Origin of the sequence: Rhizobium indicum (assembly GCF_005862305.2) — a bacterium.
In the GTDB taxonomy this organism is placed as follows: domain Bacteria; phylum Pseudomonadota; class Alphaproteobacteria; order Rhizobiales; family Rhizobiaceae; genus Rhizobium; species Rhizobium indicum.
Genome location: NZ_CP054021.1, coordinates 954,700 through 974,978 on the forward strand (window position 1 = coordinate 954,700; position 20,279 = coordinate 974,978).

Sequence of the window (20,279 nt, forward strand, 5' to 3'; positions counted from 1 at the left end):
AAATTCTTGTGGAACAAAATTATGGAACAAAATTTTATCCCGCGCGTTCTGGCCGCGTTTGGTAGCAGGAATCAGTGAGTGCAGACGTGAGTGAAAAACGCTTTCCCTCCCCCGTTCGGGTCGTTTCTCCAAACAGCAGCCTGATCGTTTCCACCGTCTGGGAGGCCGTCGAATATCTGAAGCGGTGGCCGAGCAAGCGTGGGCGCGATTATCGCGTTGCGCGCCAGCACTGCCTGGATGCGCTCGATGGACTGCGCAGCCCGCGTGCAGCACAGGCTTCCTTCATCACGGCAGCGAAAACGGCGGGATTGCTGGTGTAAGATCGTCAGCTGTTGCGTCCACCGCCGGCAGCGATGAGCTGAGGATGGACGGAGCCTTCCATGATCACCTTGGCGGTAACCTCGATCACCTGCTCCTCGGCGAGCTCGGCAAGCGCGAGAGCGACATCGCCTTCCGACCAGCCGGCTTTGACGGCCTCGTCCGACAGAGCCTGGAACGCGCTGGCGAGACTCTGCCTGCAAGTTAGATTGTGCTTCATATCCGCCATGCTCGACTAGGCTATCTGTGACAGGGATAATGTTAATCTACACATATTCACGAGAATGCGAAGAGGCTTCAGGTTTTTTTCAATCCAAATTTGGGTTGTTAACTTCCAAACTGGGTATAACCTTAACAAAAGACAACAAATACCACCTCTCCCAACTGAGGCAGTACCAAAAAGAACTAAAGGATTTATTTGCGATGCACCTTCAAAGGGTATTTCATCGCGTTATTTAGTTTAAATGGTCGAACCGGTCGGAGCCGGATGCAGCGGCCCTTTGAACCACGAGAATGCGGCAAACCTGAACGCGGGCCGTTTTCAGCATCTTCAGGGCACCCTGTCAATCAGCTTCGGGATCCGGCGGGCGAGCGTCGGGCGTGCTGGAGAATGTCTCGCGCTGTCGGTACTGCCAATCGGCAGTGACGCTTAGTCGCCACGAACGCCTTCGGCGTTAATCACCGTAATACCACAACGACACCACACTCCCGTCAAAGTCCGCCGTACCATTGGCGGCTCACTTCTTCAGGTTTTCAGGAGGTAAAATGTCTATCGAACTGGACGCTACTACATATATACACGCCAAATCGGCGACCGCCCATTCCTATATTCTGCCGGCCGTTGTCGATGTTCTCGAGAACAGTTTCCAGGAGGCAAAAGAAACGGCGGTCTTCGACCTCGGTTGCGGCACCGGCGGTGCTGCCGCCGTGCTTGCCGAAAAAGGGTATGACGTCGTCGGCGTCGATCCCTCGAAGGACGGCATCGCCAAAGCGAGAACGGCCCACCCCGATCTTCCACTGGAAATCGGTTCCGGTTACGAAGATCTTTCCAGTCGGTACGGGACCTTCGATGCGGTGATCAGCCTTGAAGTGGTGGAACATGTCTATGATCCCAAGGCTTTCTCGACGACTATTTTCGACCTGGTGAAGCCTGGCGGCATCGCGGTCGTATCGACGCCTTTCCACGGCTACTGGAAAAATCTGGCTTTGGCCGTGAGCGGAAAGATGGACGACCATTTTATGCCTCTGAAGGACCATGGTCATATCAAATTCTGGTCTCCCGGAACGCTCAGCACGCTCCTGGTCGAAACAGGCTTCGAAGACGTCGACTTCGAATATGTCGGGAGAATTCCGCTGCTGGCAAAATCGATGATCGCAATCGCTCAGAAACCGCACTGAAAGCGGTCGAAGGCCCGCCGCCGTTTTGCAATGGGGGTTACGCCTCACCTGCGACATGAACAAATGACATTTTCGTTCGGGACGTTCGGCTCCCGCTTCAGCATTTCTGCCTATGTCTCGTTCCGCTTTCCGCCGCCAGCGGGACGAAGAAAGTGACATTCTGACTGGGATTTCAAGGGGATAAATGGTCGGGGCGACTGGACTCGAACCAGCGACCCCTTGACCCCCAGTCAAGTGCGCTACCGGGCTGCGCTACGCCCCGACCTGCCGAAACGGCTTGTTTCGTTTAGTTTTTCAGCGCGTGCAATGCAAGCGGAAAAACCTTACCTTCAACAAAAAGGAGGCGGTTTGCGCGAATGGTCAGATCGCCGCGAGCGTCAACCGGCCTTCGGCGGTTTGACTCGGCTGCCAGGCCTGGTAGTTGGCGATCGAAAAATGCGGTGTTTCGAAGGGCGTAGCGTGGGTTTCGGTGATGACGGTGACGTCGGCGCCGGCGGCCTCGCCGGCGAGGATGCCGGCGACCGCATCTTCGAAGACCAGGCATTTTTTCGGATCGACGCCGAGGCGACTTGCGCCGAGCAGATAACCTTCGGGGCTGGGCTTGCCTGATTTGACCTCTTGGCCGCTGACGATGACCCTCGGCATCGGGATGCCGGCGGCTTCCATGCGGCGCCTGGCGAGCTCGATCGGCGCCGAAGTGACGATTGCCCATCGGCCCTCAGCGATGGCGGAGAGGAAGCGGACGGCGCCGGGGATCTCGACGATGCCGGAGACATCCTCCATTTCCTCGGCGAGCAGCAGATCCGCCTCATGGGCAGGATCGACGCCGGGCAGGCCGAGCCCGCGGATCACATCGGAGGCGCGGATGCCGTGGATCGTCTTCAGGAAGACCTCCGGCTCGAAGCCGTGGCGCCTTGCCCATTCGCTCCAGACGCGTTCGACGACCGCAATGGAATTCAAGAGCGTACCATCCATGTCGAAAAGGAAGGCGTCATAGGATCTGTCGAGGATGTTATGGAGAGCGGGCACGGGCGTTTCCTTGCGTGTCCACAGCGCCGCGCGTCTTTAAAGACGCACAAAGGGACGCTGCGGTATTTTGAAGCTACGCAGGCGACTAGCGGAGAGCGGAAGCGGCGTCAACGTCAGTTGTTGGTGTCTGGATGCGTGACGTTGCGGACGTCGGCAAGACCGCGGGCCGCGTCGCGGCTGCCGGTCGCGGCAGCGGCTTCGAAGATACGGGTCGCATCGCCGTACATTTTGAGATTGAGGTAGCAGTAGCCGCGCAGAACCATCAGGTCGATGCGTTCCTGCTGCAGCCGGGCGCGCTGATCGAGATAGATGAGGGTTTCGCGGTAACGTCCGGCGTCGAAGGCTGAAAGCGCCCGGTCGGCGAGGATCGCCACCTGAAGCTCGGCGGCCCGCTGGCGGTTCTGCGGCGCCTTGGTGGCCGCGACGGCGGCATTGCCGGAGAGGCCGGCGCGGAGATAGGCAAGGCTCTGGCCGTAGGCTGCATCTTCACGGACCTTGCGGGCCGGGCTCTGCAATGCCGCCTCGAAGGCCGAGATCGCCTCCATCGGCCGGTTGATATCCATCAGGCACCAGCCGCGCGACAGCGCGTCGGCCGGCTTAAGCTGCCCCGCATCGATGGTCGTCGAGCAGCCGCGCGTCTGGCGTGGACCGCGCGGGACGGTCACCGTGTCCATCGCCGGTCTCGCCGCACGAACGACCACTTCCGCACCCGGCTGCAGGGTCACGCGGCGTTCTGCCGGAAGCGGCTCGGCCGGGGGACGCTGCGTCGGCTGAGCCGCCGGTTGCTGTGCGGCAAGCGCCCCCTTCTCCGGCGGCGGCGTAACGGCATTCGGTATCAGGGAGGACGTGTCTTCGAGATTGGTGATTCGGCTCGACCGGCCGGCCCAGGCGCGCTGGAGGTCGAGCACGCCCTTGCGGTCGCTCAGTTGCTCGCGGGTGATGACAAGGCCATAGGCGGACGGTTCGTCGTCGGGTTTCCAGGCAAGCGCCGTCTCGAACCAGCGCGCGGCGGTCTGGAACTGGTTGAGGGAGCGGGCATACCAGCCGAATTGCTGCGCCGTCGGCACATATTTCCGGGCGATGACCTCGCCAGCGATGCGATGCAGTACGTCTTCGGCCAGATCGGCCGGCGGCTGCAGCGCCATCAGGTTGGCGGTGGCGGCGAGATAGGTTGATGTCGCATCCTCGGAATCTGTGCGCCAGCGAAACATCACCTCTTCGGCTTCCTCAGGCGCCTTGCGGGCGATCAGCGCCAGCGCCAGCCCCTGCGAGGCGGCCGCCGAATCTTGCTTGGCTCGGGCGGCGCGGAACCATTTCTCGGCATCGGCATCATTGTTGCGGCGAAGCTGGTACCAGCCGAGCAGCAGCGCATCGGAGGCAAGCCCTTCCGTCTCGGCGAGTTTTTCGAGGCGGGCGAGATAATCTGGCGCGATGGCGAGATTCGGATCGTCATCGCCCTCGGCCATGAAGCGTCGGGCGAGGTTGTCGCGGATCGCGTCGAATTCCTTGCTGCCGTCTGCGGCAGGCCTTTCCAGCGCGAGCAGCGCCTGCATCGGCTGGTAGGCAAGCAGCGTCGAAGCCTTCTCGACCGTCGCCTGCCGCTCGGCCGGATTGGTGCAGTTCTTCAGGATATAAGTGTAGGCGTCCTGGCCGCGCTGCGCCCTCTCCGTCTGGATGAAGGCTTCGGCGACGCGCCAGAGAACATCGACCTCGCTGCAGGTCAGCAGGCTCGGTGTTGCAGCAGCGATATCGACCACAGTCGCATATTGCTTGAGGTCCGAAGCATTGACGAGGCGGGCACGGCCCTCGGCGACGTCAAGCCGGTCGAGCAGATCGGCCGGCGGCTGCCATCCGGCATCGGCTGCCTGGCGGTCGGCGACAACCTTGCGCAGTTCCGCATAGCGGCCATCGGAATAGAGCTGCCACATGGCCTCGAGCTGCTTGTCGCCATTCTGCGGCACGGCGAGCGGATCGGCCGGGGGAACCCAGTTAGGATAGAGCGCCTGAAGGCGGGAGATCTCGGCCTGCAGGCGCACCTTGTCGCCGCGGCGGGCGAAATAACGAAGCGCACTTTCATCGACGGCAGGCTGCGGCGCCGCGGCCGCCTGTTGTGGTGCCGGCGGCTCGGAAACGATGGGGGGTGTGACTGGTGCCGGCTGAGCGACCGTCTGAGCCGGCGGAGCAGCCGTCTGAGGTGCCGCAAGCTGCGGTGCTGCAGGCTGCGATGCAGCGGCATCCGGCTCGGACGTGTCCGGTGTTGGCGGCGGCGGGGAAGTGATCGCCTCTATCTTGTCGGCGACGAGTTGCGCATTGAATTCGGGATTGCCGGTAGGAGCATCGGCCGGCTTGATGCGGCCCATCATCATCAGCTCCGGCGCCGGCTTGCCGGCGGCCCCAAGGCCGAACTTTTCCTGCAGAGCGGCGCGATCTTTCAGCCCGGTGACGAGGGTCGCCACCACGACTGCCGCTGAAACCGCCACGAGAGAAGACTTCACAGACACTCCGGATGCTTCTCCCCGATATAGGCCAGCCCCAGCAGCTGGAGCGTGGACGGATAATAGAGTGCGGGCGCAAATTGCAGGGCCGAGCCCGGCAGCTTGGTCCCATCGACAACACAGGCCACAACATCGTTGACAATTCGATAACCGGGATCCTGCAACACAGTCTTCGGCCGGCCGGTGGTCAGATCGATGGTGGCGGGAACACCGTCTTGCGACATCCCTTGTTGCAGGCGGGTCAACAGCGCCTTGTCGGTGACGCCGCCACGAGCGAGATAGAGCGGGATACGGATGGCGTTGTAGGCAAACTCGGCGTCGAAACCCTGCGCCGGCTGCGGCTGGCCGCTAAGACTCACCCATTCGGCGGGAAGCTTGCGCGGGCCGAACTGCATCGTCTTCAACAGCGTTAGGCCATCGTCCGACAGTTTTTGCCAGGCATCCGACGGAGCGAGCGCAGCCATCACCGGGATCGCCTCATAAATCCAGTAGGACGGGTTGACGACGGGACCGTCCTCACGGTCGCCAGCGGCAAAACCCTGGCTCCCTGGCAACAGGAGCGTGTGGCCGGCCGAGTGCACAACGGTTTCGGCAAGCAGCGCCTGCGCCATGCGGGAGGCGGCGAGGATATAGTCGTTGCGTTTCCACGCCGTGCCGGCAAGCGCCAGCGCATAGGCGATCAGCATGTCGCCATCCGAGGCGTTGTTGGTGTCCGTGACGTGCGGCTTGCCGTTCGGATCCCACTTCCAGACGGCCAGGCCATCGTCGCGCAGCAGCAGCTCGGTGCGGGTAAAATACCAGATCTGTTCGAAGTCGGCGGGGCTGGCTGCGAGATAGGCGAGCAGCATGCCATAGCCCTGCCCTTCGCTGTGGCTGATATTGCCGTTGCCGTTATCGATGATGCGGCCGGTCCCATCGAGAAACTTCGCCTTGTAGGCACTCCATGCGCCGGCATTGATCATCGGCTGCTGCGCAACGGCGGGCGCTCCCCCGGGAGCGAGCGCGACCGATGCCGCAAGCAGGAGTGCGCGCCACCGCCTCATTTCGACCGACCCAGTCTTCTGAGCATGCTTGACGTGGTGACCCCGATCAGCAGCACGAAGACGACCAGCAGGGAGGCATAGGAGAGGATATTCGTCGACAGCCAGTTGGCGGCGATCAGGCGGTAATTGGAGATCGACCAGGGTGTGGACGGCACAAAATCGAAACGGGTGACGGGCACGGTCTCGATCTTGCCTGTCTTGCTCGAATAGGTGGTGATGTGGCCTGATATCTGTGGCCAGTTCAGCTGCGCGGTCAGAACCTCCAGCCCTTCGCGCAAATCCTTTGCCGACGGCGCCGTCACCACCGTCCATGCACCGGCTCCCGCAGGGCTGGAGCCCTGGGCAACCAAGATCGTGTCGACATTGGACGGCGTGAAAACCTCCTCCGCGCCGGGCACGAATTGCAGCGAACTGCGGGAGATATCGAAATTGCGCGACACCCACTCGCGGAAGGCAGTGATCCGGTTGCGCAAGACACCGCCGCTGACCTTGGAATTCCACTCCTCGAAGGCCGTACCGGTATCGACGACGCCCGCCTGCGTATCCGCAACGGGACGCCACGAGGCCTGGCTCGCCGTGGCGATATTGGTCTGCGTCAACGCGGTTGCCGGCATCTGCGAGACGGAGCCGATGAAGATGGCATCGCGATCGCCGATCATATTCGGCGAGGCGACGGTTTCGACGTCGATCGGATGGCCGGCGGTGATCGCCATCTGGCCGAGCAGCGTGGCGGCGGCTGAAAGCGTATCGGCATCGACGCGGTCGATGAAGAGCGGCGTCGGCTCCGTGGCCCGGCCATAGGGATAGGCGGTGCCGGCCATTGCGGCCAGGTTCGGACGCTGACCGACGCGGGCGAAATCCGGAATCTGCAATTCGGACGTATCGAACAGGGCAAAGCGCGGGGTCGCGCCGGCGGTCGCGCCCGGCGCGCAAGCCGCATCATCCTTGGTCATCAGGATCGCCTCGATCGCCACCGAATTGAGACCGGGCTTGAAGTGCCGCATCGTCACGCGGATCGGCAGATGACGGAGAATGCCGCCTGATGTCGTGGTGATCGGCACGGTGGAGGCGATGTTGTCGTTGACGTAGATATCGATGTGGCTGCCGGGCATCACGTTATCGGTATAGGCGGCGTCGAGCAGCACCTTCGCCTCGCCATAGGCATTGGCATAAAAATCGGCCGGCACGGCGATATTGAAACTGGTCCGCAGCCGCCGGCCGGAGAATTCGGTGGTCTTCACGCCGAGTTGAGACAAGGCGATGTTGGTATCGGAAAAGACCAGCGGCGCGTTCGGCGCGCTCCAGCGCTCGGTGGTCAACACGTCGCGGCGGATATCTGAGGACCGGTCTGTCGGCGAGACGATGGTATCGATCGCCGAGGAGACCGCCTGCCAGGAGGGGCCGCTGATCAGAAGCACCGGCGAGCCGCTGCGCGGATCGGTGGCGAAAGCGGCGAATGCCGCGCTTTCGGCACCGGGCGGCAGGCCGGGAAAGAGCGGCCGCAATTCCGCTGCGGTACCGACGAGCACGCTGAGCTTGCCGGGCCTGACGGCCGGAAGCGAGGTGGTGCTGAAGGCAAAGATCTGGTTCGGCATACTGCTCAGCACCGACAGGCCCTGCGCCAGTCGCAACAGCGGCTTGGTGGTTCCCGGCTGCTCCAGCGCCGGGACGACGATGTCGAACTCGGTCTTGCCAGCGCCGTCAACGCCGATGGCGCGGATTGCATCGGCGCTCGACAGCTGCGCGGCATCGCTGCCGGCAAAGCTCAGATAGGTTCCGGCCGGATCAATGTTCGACCACAGCTCATAAGTGGACTGGATGCTGCAATCGGTGCGGTGGCGCTGGTTGGCTTCAAAGGTGACAAGATTGGCGCCGGGCTGCAGCAAACCGGACGGAACCTCGAAGGTGACGGTCGATGGGCCATCCGGCGAGCCGACACGCTGCTGGCCGATCGGGCGGTTGTTGAGATAGACGGTCAGCGCCGAGGCCTCAGGCGCGACGACGATCGCATTCTGGTAGGCGAAGGTAAAGCTTGCCTTGGCCGCCGCCTGTTCCGGCGTCAGATAGACCGACCATGACCGGCGATCGTATTCGCCGCCGAGACCAAGTTTCGAAAAGGGCACGACATAGCGACGGACATCGCCGGAGCGCGGCGGCGCAGCGGTATTTGCCGCCGCGGCTGGCTGGAGCGCGGGCGCCGCCGGTTGCGGCTGGACGGCGATCGTCGGAGGAACAGGAGCAGCCGGAGCTGCAGGTGCGGGTTTGACGGAAACCGGAGGCGTGATGGGAGCCGGCGCAGGGGCTGTCGGCGGCGTCGGTGGTGTCAACCTCGGGGTAACGGATGCCCCGGGCGGCCGCTCGCCGGACATGTCGAAGGGCGCCGTCTGCGCCTGGGCGAAGGCGGAGGCATTCAACAGGAGAAGCGAGGCAGCGACGATCTTTCTCATCCGGCGTTGACCTTTGCCGCCTTCTGCTGGGCTTCCCTCTCCGGCCGCATGCTGCGGAAGAAGTAAATGAGGCCGCGGCTCGTCTGGTAGAGCGACAGGCCGAGGAACCAGATGGTGCCGCGGATCAGGCCCGGATTGCGACGGCGCGAGGCCTGGAACTCTGTCCACTGATCGGAATTGGCAAACATCAGGTCGGCGATCAGGCGATGGTCGAGCGCGCTTTTCGGCACGTACTGGCAGCCGACATTGCTGATGTCGCCCGACGGCTCGATGTTGCGGACGATGAGCGGCAGGGTTTCCAGTTCCGCGCCGCTATAGGGCCGGAAGCGGATCTCTCCGAGTGCGCCAACCAGCATCTCGTCGAGCTGCTTGTTGAAGATGTGAAGCCTCGCACCGTGGACGGAAACGTCCTCGATCGAGGCCGCGTACCACTTGCCGCTGACGCCGAATTCGCAGCGCCGGTTGACGCGGACGCGGCGGGACAAGGCGCGCTCGCCGCGCTCCGACACGACGCCCAGCGCGCAACCGGCCATGATCAGGTTGATGACATTCCATCCGCCGACGACGAGCGTGACGTCGGCCTTATAGGGCTCTGCATAGATCTTGTAGATGGTGATGATGAGCGCGACGATCTGCACTGCAAAGATGACGAAGAACGGACGGCTGATTTCCGACAGACGGCTGACGGCGATCGATTCGTCCTTGGCGGTGACCTTGAAGGTCGGTTTCCTCGGATTGAGCATGACGGAGACGACGGCCGGCAGCAGATGCACGGTCTGGACATATTCGTAGAGCTCGGAAATCCAGGGCCAGCGGAACGACCCGTAGAGGTAGTTCTGCATCATCAGATTCACCAGCATATAGGCCAGCGTATAAGCGAGGAACTCACCGCCCGAGGCGGTGAAGATTTCCAGATCGAAGAACAGGTAGAAGAGCGGCGCAAACAGGAAGATCGTGCGCGGGAATGGGAAGAGCCAGAAAAGCGTGGAGGACATGTAGCAAAAGCGCTGCGGGATCGTCAGGCCGCGCTTGAGAAGCGGAAAGCGGAAGCGCAGGATCTGCATCATGCCCTGCGCCCAGCGGCTGCGCTGGCCGATGAAGCTTGCGAAAGTGGCTGGCTGCAGGCCGGCGATCAGCGGCTTGTCGACATAGATGCTGTTCCAGCCGCTGCCGTGGAGCGCCAGCGCCGTCTCGCAATCCTCGGTGATGCTGATGCCGGAAAAGCCGTTCTGCGATTCGAGCGCCTTGCGGCTCAAAACTGCGGCCGAGCCGCAGAAGAAGGCGGCGTTCCATTTATCGAGGCCGCGCTGGATGATGCCGTAGAACATCTCGTTCTCGCTCGGCATCTTGTCGAAGGTGCGCAGGTTGCGCTCCAGCGGATCGGGATTGATGAAGAAATGCGGCGTCTGGACGAGGAAGAGCTTCGGATCGTCTTCGAAGTAACCGACGGTCTCCAGCAGGAAATCGCGGGCCGGCGCGTGGTCGGCATCGAAGACGGCGATGAGTTCGCCGGTCGAATGTTTCATGCCGTTGTTGAGATTGCCGGCCTTGGCGTGCTCGTTGCGGTCGCGCGTGAGGTAGTGGACATCGAGATCGTCGCAGAGCTGCTTCAGCTCGATATGGCGGGCAGCCGCCGCCTGGGCTTCGAGCAGCTTGCCGGAATTGCGCTTCTGCAAGGTGCCGCCGTCGTCGAGCAGCCAGACATGCAGCTTCTCGGCCGGATAATCCATGGCCTTGGCGGCGGCCAGCGTGTTTCCCAGCAGGCCGGCATCCTCGTTGTAGGATGGGACGAAGACATCGACATGAGGAAGGCGCCCGGGATTGGCGGCACGCGAGGGGCGCGACGGCAACGGTGTGGCGACGATGAACAGGCTGAGCGCCAGCATCGCGACGCTATACATTTCGGCAAGATAGAGCAGCAGGCCGGGAATGAAGTTTTCCAACTGATTCAGAGGCGGCAGCGTATTGGTGGTGCGCCAGTAAACATAGCGCAGCACGATCGACGTGCCGAAGGCGAGCGCCACCAGGCGCCAGGTCCCCTCGCCCTTCAGAATCTTGATCAGCGCCATCACAGTCACGACCGTGATGCTGGTGATGAGCTGGGTCTGCAGGTTGACCGGCAGCGTGATCAGCACGATCATGCAGAGCGAAACCACGGCCCATATGATGACACTGCGGGCTTTGCGCATCGACGTTCCTTCGAAATTGCTTAACCGGGGCACCATCTGGCGCCCGCGGGCATGCTCATTATCGTCGGCAGGCGGCCGTCATGGCCGCGTCGCCTATGCAGTCCGGCGAAGGCACGGTGACGCCGATCGCCCTTACCGATTGTTCGATTGGCGCAGCGGCCACAGCCGGCCTTGCGCTCGTCTGTGGCGCCTCACCCGGCAGCGGCACGCGCGGGCCGATGGGTGCCGGCACCGCTGCCACACCTTGAGCCGGTTGCGCGGCCGAGGCGCTGCGAACGGCAGCGGCCCGCGGCCGGCTGACAATGGCAGGCGCCGGCTCGTAGCCGATCGGCATCGGGCTGGCGCGGTAACCGCCCTCGTCGGGATAGATCGGCACACCGGTGCGCCCGAGTGCAGCATCGGCGGGCGGCGGATTGCCGTAAGGGTTCCAGATCTCGCCGTCGAAGGTGCCGGTGACGGTGTAGCCATAGACGATGCCAAGCAGCTGGCGCTCGCTCGCTCTCGCATCGCAAAGGCGCAGACGCAGCTGGATCATGCCGAAATTACGCGCCTGGGTATTGGCGTTGGTGCTCGAGCGGATCTGCTGCCAGGCATAGAGGCAGGTGTCGCCGGCACGGCTGCGGCCGGAGGCATAGCCGAAGGGGCCATAGGCGTTCTGCAGGAAGGTCGCCGAGGTCGCCATCGGCACGCCCGGGGTCGAACGGGCCACCTCGCGGGCAATACCGCTCTCGTTGATCATGCTGAAGCCGGCATTGCCAGCGCCGGGATTGGCTCCGGAACCGCCGAAGAATTGGACCTTCAGCGAATTCTGACCGGGCACGGAGGATGAGGTAAACAGCGAGATCGTCTGCTCGACGCCGTTGCCACGTTTGCGCTCGACGACGCTGACGATCGACGGGCCGCCCGGCGGCGGCAGGACCAGCGCCTTTTCAGGTGCCACGGTTTCCGGCGCGGAAGGCTGGCGCACACCGCCTGTCGATGTGCAGCCGGCCATCATGCCCGCCACGGCCACCAGCAATATCGTCTTTCGCAAGCGCATGTATCGAGCCGCCGCAATCGTCTTTCTAGAGATCCATTCGCAAGCCGAAACGCGACGGATCGTCGAATCAACGACCGGTTGGTCGTCCGTTCAGAATAAACGTCCAACATGGTTAGCGAAAAGTAAACAAGCGAGCTCTAACATCACCATCTGGACTCTTTTCGAGCGCTGTTGAGACAGCTCAACCGTATGATGCAAAAATTAATTTAGTAACAACTTAAATGCTCTCATTGCGTCTGTTACTGCTGTCGCGAAAAGCCCGCGGGGAACTATGCCGCATGGCCAGCGTTGCCTTGATGTCTCAGGTTGGAAAAGGAGAAATCCCATGCGCAAGACCATGCTGGCTGCGGCCGCCATGCTGACCATCAGCTCCGCCGCCTTCGCGCAGAGCACTGTCATCATCACCGATCCCGCACCGACCGGCTCCGTCGTATTGCCCGGCGAGGTGCGCACCTATGTGATGGAGCAAAACACACCTTCCGTCGTCTATGATGGCGATATCGCGGTCGGCGCGACGCTGCCCGATACCGTCGAAGTGCATACCGTGCCTGATATCGACGGCTACGGCTATACGGTCGTCAATGAGCGGCGCGTGATCGTCGAACCGAAAACCCATCGCATAATCCAGGTCCTGGAATAACGCGGATAGAGAATTGCGGACGTGCGGCTGTATCCCGGCTTCACGTCCGCTCGTCTCCCACCCTCACCGCGACATTCAGAAGTTCGCGGATCTTGTGAGCGAGCTGCTCCAGGCTGAAGGGCTTGGCAAGCAGGGAAACGCCGTGATCGAGCACACCATTATGGACGATGGCGTTGCGGGTGTAGCCCGTCGTATAGAGGATCCGGATCGCCGGCCATTTTTCCTGGACGATATCGGCAAGCTGGCGTCCGCTCATCTGCGGCATGACGATATCGGTGAAGATCAGGTCGACTGCCGCATTCTGCTCCAGAAGCATAAGCGCCTCCATGCCGCTAGCCGCCTGCAATACTGTGTAGCCGAGTTCATGCAGGCTTTCGGCAGTCATGGTGCGGACGTTCTCATCGTCCTCCACCACCAGGATCGTATCTTTGACGCTGCCCTGAGGGAGCGGCTGGGCGCCAGCGACGTTCAACCGGGCATCCGCCGTACCGACATGACGGGGAAGATAGATCTTCAACGTCGTGCCCCTGTCGATCTCTGAATAGATCTTGATGTGGCCGCCGCTCTGCTTGATGTAGCCATAGACCTGGCTGAGGCCGAGACCGGTGCCTTTGCCGGGTCCCTTGGTCGTGTAGAACGGATCGAAGGCGCGGTCGATCACCTCCGGCGACATGCCGGTGCCGGTGTCGGTGATGCTGATCATCACATATTGGCCTGCCTCGACCTCCGAATGCATGCGCGAATATCGCTCGTCGAGTTCGGTATTGGCGGTCTCGATCGTCAGATTTCCACCGCCCGGCATGGCATCGCGAGCGTTGACGGCAAGGTTCAGGATGGCATTCTCGAGCTGGCTCAAATCGGCAAAGCTCGGCCAGAGACCGCCGGCAAGCACGGTCTCGATCCGGATGTGCTCGCCGAGCGTGCGCCGCAGCAGCTCCGACATACCGCCGACCAGCTTGTTGAGGTCGATCACCTCCGGGGCGAGCGGCTGCTGGCGCGAGAAGGCGAGAAGACGCGCAGTCAGCACCGCCGCTCTCTGCGCACCATCTCTGGCGTTCTGGATGGAGTATAGCAGGCGAGGATCCTCGCTGCCGGTCAGGCGCCGCTGGGCGAGATCGAGGTTGCCGATGATGATCGCCAGCATATTGTTGAAATCATGGGCGACACCGCCGGTCAGTTGGCCGATCGTCTCCATCTTCTGCAACTGGCGGACCTGCGCCTGAGCGGCGGCATTCTCTTCCATCTCGTGCCTGAGTTCGGCAGTGCGCTGGGCCACTGTCTGTTCGAGGCGTGTGTTGAAGCTGTTGAGCTCGTTGCGAAGGCGGCTCTGCCTGCCATGGGCGATGATGATCATCTCCATCAGCCCGACGATGATCACGGCATTGATGAGATAGGTGGAAAGGCCGACCCATTGACCGGCGGTGGCCGGCCAGAAAACATTGTGCGGCTCGACGAAAAACTGTTGGACAATGAAACCGGCAACCAAGGTCGCGACAAAGCCCGGCCCGGCGCCGCCTATGAAACTCGCGAGCAATATCGCCGGAAGGAAGCTCAGGAAGGGAAATCCGGAGAGAGTGTCGCTGGCGGCAAGCCTCAGAAGAAACGTCAGGCCAACGAAGGCAATGGCCAGCGGATATGTATAACCCGGCCTGTGACGCAGCCAATCCGTGGCACTCAGCAAATCCATTCGACACCCCTTTTTACAGCGCCACGCGTCTTTTCGAGAGCGGCAAAAGACGCTGCAACACTTTGAATTGCTGCATAATTTTGTCCATAAATCGATTCCGATTTAAGGAATTATGCAGGAGCCGTTGCAAAGACGGCATTCCAGCTTTTGCACATCGAATTTCAACCGGCAATATGCTGTTTCTCGCACTGCCGGCCATGACGTCTTGACGAGCCGTGCAAGCAGTCCACATAAACCTCCATGCCTAAAGCGTGTCGCATCTTTCGGATTCGCTCCTTGCGCTTTAGGTCTTTGTTTTTACGCATGTCGTTATCGCAAAACCGCTGCACACTTTTGCGCGACATGCTTTAGCAAGGGGGCAATGGGTGAACCGGATCATGAAAGACATATTCATCGTCGAAGACGACGCACTGATTGCCATGCTGCTCGAGGACATGCTCGCCGATCTGGGCTACCGGGTCTGCGCCAGCGCGCCCGACCTGGAACGGGCGCTGAAAGCCGCCAGGGATACGGAGTTCGACGCGGCCATACTCGACGTCTCGCTTGCCGGGCAGAGTTCGCTGCCGGTCGCAAAGCTGCTCGACGAACGCGGAAAACCCTATCTCTATGCGACGGGATACGGCACGCCGCCTGATGGCAGCAGCCCAAGCACGCTGCCCGTGCTGCAAAAACCCTTCCAACTCAGCGAACTCGAACAGGCGATGAAGCGGCTTACCGAAGCCTGACTTTCCTATTCAGCGCACCTGATCGAGCAGACGCTTGCATTCCAGGAGGTCGTAGAGCGCCTCCTGCAGCAGCGCCCTGTCTTCCTTGCCAACGCTCGATTTGCCGATCGAGACTTCCTGCTCGTCGTCTCCGGCGACAAAATTGAAGAACCGGCGGGTGATCGGCGGCTTGGCGCGGCCGACGATCTGGTCTTCATCGGCCATGCCGACGCGCGGTTCCCCGGCACCCATGTCCTGCACGCCCGACGCGAGCGCCTCGACGCTGGCGAGATCGCCATGACCGACCGATATGACGAACTTGTTGCCGTTGGTCTTCAGAAGTTTCTGCACACCCTTGATCGTATAGCCATGATCATAGAGCAAATGCCGGATTCCCTTGAGGAGATCCACATCCTCCGGCCGATAGTAGCGACGGCCGCCGCCGCGCTTCATCGGCTTTATCTGGGGAAAACGCGTCTCCCAGAAGCGCAGCACATGCTGCGGCAGATCAAGATCGTCTGCGACTTCGCTGATGGTGCGAAAGGCATCGGGGCTCTTGTCCAACGTCATACTGCTACGCGACCTCGCGGCTCGATCCTACGGCGACTCATCATATTTCAACGGTTTGGCGCCGACAATTCAAGTCATGTCTTGACGTTGCACACAAGGATGGAGAGCGCGAAGGAGAAAAAAAGCCGTTTCCGAAACGGGAAGCCGATTATCAGGGAGCCGGATTCAGCGGCTTCAGCTTGATCTTGCGAGCGACATGCGACTTGAGGATGCGTGTCTTCAACACGTTCGACGCCTTGAAGGTCATGACCCGGCGGGGGGAAATCGGAACCTCCTCGCCGGTCTTCGGGTTGCGGCCGATCCGCTCGTTCTTGTCGCGCACCTGGAAGGTGGCGAAGGAGGAAAGCTTGACGGTTTCGCCACGCACGATGGCGTTGCAGATCTCGTCGATGACGGTTTCGACCAGTTCCGCAGATTCGGTCCGGGAAAGCCCAACCTTTCGGAAAACGGATTCCGCCAGGTCTGCTCGCGTCACTGTTTTTCCGGTCATGGTTTCCCCGCCCATACAAAATATTTTGTGAAATCGCACGAAGAGTATTTGTCTTGCGCCTTACGGTCAAGCTCTTGTTCGCCGCCAGTTTTTTAGGATTCGTGCCTACCAGCGCAGCAGAACCGCACCCCAGGTAAAGCCGCCACCCATCGCTTCGAGCATCACCAGGTCGCCCTTCTTGATGCGGCCGTCGCCGGCAGCGGTCGCAAGCGCCAACGGGATCGAGGCGGCCGACGTATTGCCGTGCAGGTCGACGGTGATGACGACCTTCGCGGCATCGATGTTCAGCTTCTTCGCCGAACCGTCGATGATGCGGCGATTGGCCTGGTGCGGTACCAGCCAGTCGAGGTCATCGGCTGTAGTACCGGTCGAATCGAAAGCCGCCTGAATGACATCGGTGATCATGCCGACGGCATATTTGAAGACCTCGCGGCCTTCCATGCGCAGCTTGCCGACAGTGCCCGTCGTCGACGGCCCGCCATCGACATAAAGCTTTTCCTTGTGCGAGCCGTCGGAACGCAGATGTGCGGTCAGCACGCCGCGATCGGCAGTGGTGCCCTCGCCTTCGGTCGCTTCAAGTATGATCGCGCCGGCGCCGTCGCCGAAAAGCACGCAGGTGGTGCGGTCGTTCCAGTCGAGAATGCGCGAAAAAGTTTCGGCGCCGATGACGAGAACGCGCTTGGCAAGCCCGCCGCGGATATAGGCATCCGCGGTGGTCACCGCATAGACGAAACCGGTGCAGACAGCCTGGACGTCGAAGGCGAAGCCGTGGCTCATGCCGAGCCGGTTCTGGATGTTGACCGACGTCGCCGGAAACGTGTTGTCAGGCGTCGAGGTGGCACAGATGACAAGATCGATATCGGCAGGCGTCAGGCCGCCATTGGCAAGCGCTGCGCGCGCGGCCGCCTCGCCCAGCGACGCCGTCGTTTCATCATCACCGGCGACATAACGCTGGCGGATACCGGTGCGCTGGACGATCCATTCGTCTGATGTGTCGACGATGGCCTCCATGTCACGATTGGTCATCACGCGCTTCGGAAGTGCGGCTCCGAACCCGCGAACCACTGAACGGATCATCTTTGATTGAACCCCATCGCTCATGCTGCTTCCGGGCCCATCGGGGGCAGCCGCTTGGCATGATATTTCTTAAGATCGTTTTCTATTTTCTGATTGAGGCCGTTCTTGGCCATGTCGTAGCCGACCTCGATTGCGGCTGCGATGCCTTCGGCATTCGCCCCGCCATGGCTCTTGATGACGATGCCGTTCAGGCCGAGAAACACGCCGCCATTGACCTTGCTCGGATCGAGCTTCTCGCGAAGCATGTCGAAGGCGCTTTTGGCGAAGAGGTAGCCGATACGGGCGAGCAGCGTGCGCGACATGGCGGCACGCAGATATTCGCCGATCTGCTTGGCGGTGCCTTCGGCGGTCTTGAGCGCGATATTGCCGGAAAATCCCTCGGTGACAACGACGTCGACCGTGCCCTTGCCAAGGTCGTTGCCCTCGACGAAGCCGGAATATTCGAGCGAATCGATGTTCGCCTCGCGCAACAGACGGCCCGCCTCCTTGACCTCCTCCTGGCCTTTCATCTCCTCGACGCCGACGTTGAGAAGGCCGACCGTCGGACGTTCGACCTCGAAAAGCGCGCGCGCCATGGCGCCGCCCATCAGGGCAAAATCCATCAGCTGCTGCGCATCGGCGCCGATCGTTGCCCCGACATCGAGCACGATGCTTTCACCCTTCAGCGTCGGCCAGATCGCGGCGATCGCCGGACGCTCGATATTGGCCATGGTCCGCAGACAGAATTTCGCCATCGCCATCAGCGCGCCGGTATTGCCGGCCGAGACCGCGACATCGGCGTCACCCGTCTTCACCGCCGCGATCGAGCGCCACATGGTGGAGATGTAGCGGCCACGGCGTAGCGCCTGGCTCGGCTTCTCATCCATGGCGACGGCAAGCTCGCAGTCGTGAAAGATCGATTTTTCCCTGAGCTTCGGAAACTTGGCGAGAACCGGATCGCACTGTTCCTTGAGACCGTAGAGAACGAAGGAAATATCCGGATGCCGATCCAACGCCTTGGCGGCGCCGGGGATGACAACCTGGGGACCAAAGTCGCCACCCATGAGGTCGAGAGATATTCTGATCACGCGTCCCTGATCCTTCTTTTCGCCGAGGGCGAAATTTCGGCCAAAATACCGGTTTTGGCGTCGCTTACAACTGAATTGTGTCAAATGCCAGAGGGGCTTCAGTCCTTTTTCCAGTCCTTGAGGGCTGCGAAAGCGGAGGGCTTTTTGTCGTCCTCGCCGCTGTCTTCGACATGGCCTGAGAATTCGATACCCTGCTTGCGCGGATAGGGATCGATCGCCAGAGCGGCGAATTCGGCAACCACCTCGCCGGCGTCGATCGTATCGCCGACAAAGTTCTCGGGCAGATCAGGACCGTCGGGATCGAGCAGCATCTCGCCGGCGTCGTTGCCGGCCTGGCGGGCAAGCTTGGAGCCTTCCGGCACGAAGATCTGCTCGAAGCTCTCGTCGATGGCGGATTCGACCGGTTCCAGCGTCACGACGCAGGACTGGACGATCTTCGCCTGCACGCGGCCCTTGATGCGCACGCCGTCGCGCTTCCAGCGGGCAATCTGCAGATCGGCGCTGAGATCATCGACGGAGACGACGTTCCAGGTCCGAGCCAACGCCTTCAGTTCGCTGGCGTCGGCCTCGACATGGACCTCGACGGGGTTGGCCGAGATGTGGCCGACCTTGACTTGATAGGAGAAGGGAACATCGTCCCGATCATTCTGCATCGTTTCCTCCTTCAGATGACCGGTGGGCAGGCGACCGGCGGGAGCGTTGCCGAACCGGTGGCGATCAGCTCTTCGGCAACGGCGGACAGATGCGATTCTGCGGCCATCATCCATCCGGCGAGACCAGACATATCGGCCGGCGTCGCGGTTTCGGGGTAAATATTGCGCTGAAGGGCATGAGCCAGGGCTTCGGCATCGCCTGTGTCCATCGCCTTCGAATAGGCTTCGAGCCGGCCGTAAAACATACCGGCGAGCTTTTTCATCCGCTTCGGCACGCTGTTGTCGCCGATGCCGAGTTCACGGATCGAATAGTCGATATCCTGGAAGAAAGCGTCGACGATCTCCTGGGCGATTTCCTGGCCGCTGGTGGCGGAAGCACGGGTGCGGCGAAAAAACAGAATCATGGCGATCGAGAGCATCTCGAAACGGCCCATGACCGTATCCGGCACATTGAGCCGCTCGTAGAGTTCCGGCATGCGCGCAGCCGCCGCCAACGCCGCATATTGCCTGTCGACGATCGCCTGATTGTTGTTTTTCTTGCGGAAGAGCCCGAGGATCATTGTTTTTTCCGGAAATGCCTCATTCTTCATGCCGGCTGGCGTATGGCCTTGTTGCATGATTTCGAAAGCTGGTTTACCGAAGCAGGCGCGAATTGCAATGCCGATCATGGCCAGTTTCGGGACGACGCCTTCGATGCGTCAGCGAAGCGAATTCGGGAAATTCGACCCGGAATGGCCACAATGGTTTTGCAGGAGGAAAGCGTGCAAGGCCCAGAATGGCTGCTATCGACACTCACAGGGAGTAGATGTCGTTGAAGAAACGGTATTTCAAGTCTGACATGAAATTCTTCAGCAGTGCGGCCATTGCCCTCATAATTGCCTCCACTACCGCTCTCTCCGGTTGCCAGACCAGCACCGTTCTCAACGGCGGCTACGTCGCCGACCAGCAGTCGCTGAACCTTGTTCCGGAAGGCTCCAGCCGCGAGCAGGTGCTGCTTTCGCTCGGCACCCCGTCGACGACGGCGACCTTCGACGGCGAAGTCTTCTATTACATCTCGCAGCGGCGCACGCGTGCGGTCGCCTTCCAGAAACTGAAGGTCGTCGATCAGAGCGTTCTGGCGATCTATTTCGACAAGGACGGCGTCGTCAGCCGCCGCGCCAACTATGCGCTGCAGGACGGCAAGGTGTTCGACACGATCGGACGCGTCACGCCGACCGGCGGCAAGGAACTCACCTTCCTGCAACAGATGCTTTCCGGCGGCAGCGCCGCGAGTGCTGCCCGCAGCCTGTTCGGCGGCGGCGCCGGCGGCACGCCGCAGAACCCAAGCAGCCTGCGCTGATCGGACACGCCTTATACGAGGAACCCGCCGGATCGCTCCGGCGGGTTTTTTAATGATCGCTGCGTCAGCTTGAAGTGTGCCAAGCCGGCGCCGT

19 protein-coding genes and 1 tRNA gene are annotated in these 20,279 nt (G+C 61.5%); 5 read left to right on the forward strand and 15 right to left on the reverse strand.

Annotated features, from left to right (window positions below; translation table 11 throughout):
* Positions 1-86: 86 nt before the first annotated feature.
* Positions 87-320, forward strand: a complete 234-nt coding sequence (locus FFM53_RS04725) for a DUF982 domain-containing protein (RefSeq protein WP_017990989.1) — start codon at positions 87-89, stop codon at positions 318-320.
* A 5-nt stretch (positions 321-325) separates the two neighbouring features.
* Here the strand turns inward: FFM53_RS04725 and FFM53_RS04730 are convergent, their stop codons facing one another.
* Positions 326-547 (reverse strand): hypothetical protein, encoded by a 222-nt coding sequence (locus tag FFM53_RS04730; protein ID WP_138387575.1) that lies wholly within the window; start codon positions 545-547, stop codon positions 326-328.
* A 536-nt stretch (positions 548-1,083) separates the two neighbouring features.
* Between FFM53_RS04730 and FFM53_RS04735 the strand changes: the two genes are divergently transcribed.
* A complete protein-coding gene (locus FFM53_RS04735; RefSeq protein WP_138387576.1) occupies positions 1,084-1,716 on the forward strand; it encodes a class I SAM-dependent methyltransferase in 633 nt (210 codons plus the stop codon).
* Between the two features lie 185 nt (positions 1,717-1,901).
* Here the strand turns inward: FFM53_RS04735 and FFM53_RS04740 are convergent.
* The 7 genes from FFM53_RS04740 to bcsN all read right to left on the reverse strand — a co-directional run bounded on the left by FFM53_RS04740 (position 1,902) and on the right by bcsN (position 11,958).
* Positions 1,902-1,978: transfer RNA gene (locus FFM53_RS04740), tRNA-Pro, on the reverse strand.
* A 98-nt stretch (positions 1,979-2,076) separates the two neighbouring features.
* Positions 2,077-2,745, reverse strand: coding sequence for an HAD family hydrolase (locus FFM53_RS04745; RefSeq protein WP_138328293.1), 669 nt, complete (start codon positions 2,743-2,745; stop codon positions 2,077-2,079).
* Between the two features lie 113 nt (positions 2,746-2,858).
* Positions 2,859-5,240, reverse strand: a complete 2,382-nt coding sequence (locus FFM53_RS04750) for a cellulose synthase (RefSeq protein ID WP_138387577.1) — start codon at positions 5,238-5,240, stop codon at positions 2,859-2,861.
* Positions 5,237-6,283 (reverse strand): family 8 glycosyl hydrolase, encoded by a 1,047-nt coding sequence (locus tag FFM53_RS04755; RefSeq protein ID WP_138328295.1) that lies wholly within the window; start codon positions 6,281-6,283, stop codon positions 5,237-5,239. The genes FFM53_RS04750 and FFM53_RS04755 overlap by 4 nt, the downstream gene beginning before the upstream one ends.
* Positions 6,280-8,730, reverse strand: coding sequence for a cellulose biosynthesis cyclic di-GMP-binding regulatory protein BcsB (locus tag FFM53_RS04760; protein WP_138387578.1), 2,451 nt, complete (start codon positions 8,728-8,730; stop codon positions 6,280-6,282). Before FFM53_RS04760 ends, FFM53_RS04755 begins: the two co-directional genes overlap by 4 nt.
* A complete protein-coding gene (gene bcsA / locus FFM53_RS04765; RefSeq protein WP_138328297.1) occupies positions 8,727-10,919 on the reverse strand; it encodes a UDP-forming cellulose synthase catalytic subunit in 2,193 nt (730 codons plus the stop codon). Before bcsA ends, FFM53_RS04760 begins: the two co-directional genes overlap by 4 nt.
* Before the next feature lie 58 nt (positions 10,920-10,977).
* Positions 10,978-11,958, reverse strand: coding sequence for a cellulose biosynthesis protein BcsN (gene bcsN / locus FFM53_RS04770; protein ID WP_138387579.1), 981 nt, complete (start codon positions 11,956-11,958; stop codon positions 10,978-10,980).
* A 325-nt stretch (positions 11,959-12,283) separates the two neighbouring features.
* On the opposite strand from bcsN, the gene FFM53_RS04775 reads away from it, so the two are divergent.
* A complete protein-coding gene (locus tag FFM53_RS04775) occupies positions 12,284-12,598 on the forward strand; it encodes a DUF1236 domain-containing protein (RefSeq protein ID WP_138387580.1) in 315 nt (104 codons plus the stop codon).
* A gap of 40 nt (positions 12,599-12,638) precedes the next feature.
* Here FFM53_RS04775 and FFM53_RS04780 read toward each other — a convergent pair whose 3' ends face one another.
* A complete protein-coding gene (locus FFM53_RS04780) occupies positions 12,639-14,285 on the reverse strand; it encodes an ATP-binding protein (RefSeq protein ID WP_138387581.1) in 1,647 nt (548 codons plus the stop codon).
* A gap of 377 nt (positions 14,286-14,662) precedes the next feature.
* Here FFM53_RS04780 and FFM53_RS04785 point away from each other — a divergent pair, with 377 nt between their 5' ends.
* A complete protein-coding gene (locus FFM53_RS04785; protein ID WP_138387583.1) occupies positions 14,663-15,010 on the forward strand; it encodes a response regulator in 348 nt (115 codons plus the stop codon).
* A 9-nt stretch (positions 15,011-15,019) separates the two neighbouring features.
* Here the strand turns inward: FFM53_RS04785 and FFM53_RS04790 are convergent, their stop codons facing one another.
* The 6 genes from FFM53_RS04790 to FFM53_RS04815 all read right to left on the reverse strand — a co-directional run bounded on the left by FFM53_RS04790 (position 15,020) and on the right by FFM53_RS04815 (position 19,514).
* Positions 15,020-15,559: a MerR family transcriptional regulator gene (locus tag FFM53_RS04790; RefSeq protein ID WP_020049428.1), complete on the reverse strand. Its 540-nt coding sequence runs from the start codon at positions 15,557-15,559 to the stop codon at positions 15,020-15,022.
* Between the two features lie 151 nt (positions 15,560-15,710).
* Complete coding sequence (locus FFM53_RS04795; RefSeq protein WP_003547228.1) at positions 15,711-16,049, reverse strand: integration host factor subunit alpha; 339 nt, start codon at positions 16,047-16,049, stop codon at positions 15,711-15,713.
* 105 nt (positions 16,050-16,154) lie between these two features.
* Positions 16,155-17,126 carry a beta-ketoacyl-ACP synthase III gene (locus FFM53_RS04800; protein WP_029872898.1) on the reverse strand — a complete coding sequence of 324 codons (972 nt, stop codon included), beginning with the start codon at positions 17,124-17,126 and terminating at the stop codon, positions 16,155-16,157.
* Between the two features lie 20 nt (positions 17,127-17,146).
* Entirely contained in the window at positions 17,147-18,193 is a 1,047-nt protein-coding gene (gene plsX / locus FFM53_RS04805; protein ID WP_011651316.1) for a phosphate acyltransferase PlsX, read from the reverse strand.
* Between the two features lie 98 nt (positions 18,194-18,291).
* Entirely contained in the window at positions 18,292-18,846 is a 555-nt protein-coding gene (locus FFM53_RS04810; protein WP_138387584.1) for a YceD family protein, read from the reverse strand.
* 11 nt (positions 18,847-18,857) lie between these two features.
* Positions 18,858-19,514 (reverse strand): ubiquinol-cytochrome C chaperone family protein, encoded by a 657-nt coding sequence (locus tag FFM53_RS04815; RefSeq protein ID WP_138387585.1) that lies wholly within the window; start codon positions 19,512-19,514, stop codon positions 18,858-18,860.
* Positions 19,515-19,651: 137 nt separating this feature from the next.
* Here FFM53_RS04815 and FFM53_RS04820 point away from each other — a divergent pair, with 137 nt between their 5' ends.
* Positions 19,652-20,185 (forward strand): outer membrane protein assembly factor BamE, encoded by a 534-nt coding sequence (locus tag FFM53_RS04820; RefSeq protein WP_020049423.1) that lies wholly within the window; start codon positions 19,652-19,654, stop codon positions 20,183-20,185.
* The last annotated feature ends 94 nt before the right edge of the window (positions 20,186-20,279 follow it).

Excerpts from the sequence above, each read along its gene's own strand:
- FFM53_RS04730 (WP_138387575.1), bottom strand. The coding sequence starts at position 547 with ATGGCGGATATGAAGCACAATCTAACTTGCAGGCAGAGTCTCGCCAGC.
- FFM53_RS04735 (WP_138387576.1), top strand. The coding sequence starts at position 1,084 with ATGTCTATCGAACTGGACGCTACTACATATATACACGCCAAATCGGCG.
- FFM53_RS04755 (WP_138328295.1), bottom strand. The coding sequence starts at position 6,283 with ATGAGGCGGTGGCGCGCACTCCTGCTTGCGGCATCGGTCGCGCTCGCT.
- FFM53_RS04760 (WP_138387578.1), bottom strand. The coding sequence starts at position 8,730 with ATGAGAAAGATCGTCGCTGCCTCGCTTCTCCTGTTGAATGCCTCCGCC.
- bcsA (WP_138328297.1), bottom strand. The coding sequence starts at position 10,919 with ATGCGCAAAGCCCGCAGTGTCATCATATGGGCCGTGGTTTCGCTCTGC.
- bcsN (WP_138387579.1), bottom strand. The coding sequence starts at position 11,958 with ATGCGCTTGCGAAAGACGATATTGCTGGTGGCCGTGGCGGGCATGATG.
- FFM53_RS04775 (WP_138387580.1), top strand. The coding sequence starts at position 12,284 with ATGCGCAAGACCATGCTGGCTGCGGCCGCCATGCTGACCATCAGCTCC.
- FFM53_RS04780 (WP_138387581.1), bottom strand. The coding sequence starts at position 14,285 with ATGGATTTGCTGAGTGCCACGGATTGGCTGCGTCACAGGCCGGGTTAT.
- FFM53_RS04785 (WP_138387583.1), top strand. The coding sequence starts at position 14,663 with ATGAAAGACATATTCATCGTCGAAGACGACGCACTGATTGCCATGCTG.
- FFM53_RS04790 (WP_020049428.1), bottom strand. The coding sequence starts at position 15,559 with ATGACGTTGGACAAGAGCCCCGATGCCTTTCGCACCATCAGCGAAGTC.
- FFM53_RS04795 (WP_003547228.1), bottom strand. The coding sequence starts at position 16,049 with ATGACCGGAAAAACAGTGACGCGAGCAGACCTGGCGGAATCCGTTTTC.
- FFM53_RS04800 (WP_029872898.1), bottom strand. The coding sequence starts at position 17,126 with ATGATCCGTTCAGTGGTTCGCGGGTTCGGAGCCGCACTTCCGAAGCGC.
- FFM53_RS04810 (WP_138387584.1), bottom strand. The coding sequence starts at position 18,846 with ATGCAGAATGATCGGGACGATGTTCCCTTCTCCTATCAAGTCAAGGTC.
- FFM53_RS04815 (WP_138387585.1), bottom strand. The coding sequence starts at position 19,514 with ATGATCGGCATTGCAATTCGCGCCTGCTTCGGTAAACCAGCTTTCGAA.
- FFM53_RS04820 (WP_020049423.1), top strand. The coding sequence starts at position 19,652 with ATGTCGTTGAAGAAACGGTATTTCAAGTCTGACATGAAATTCTTCAGC.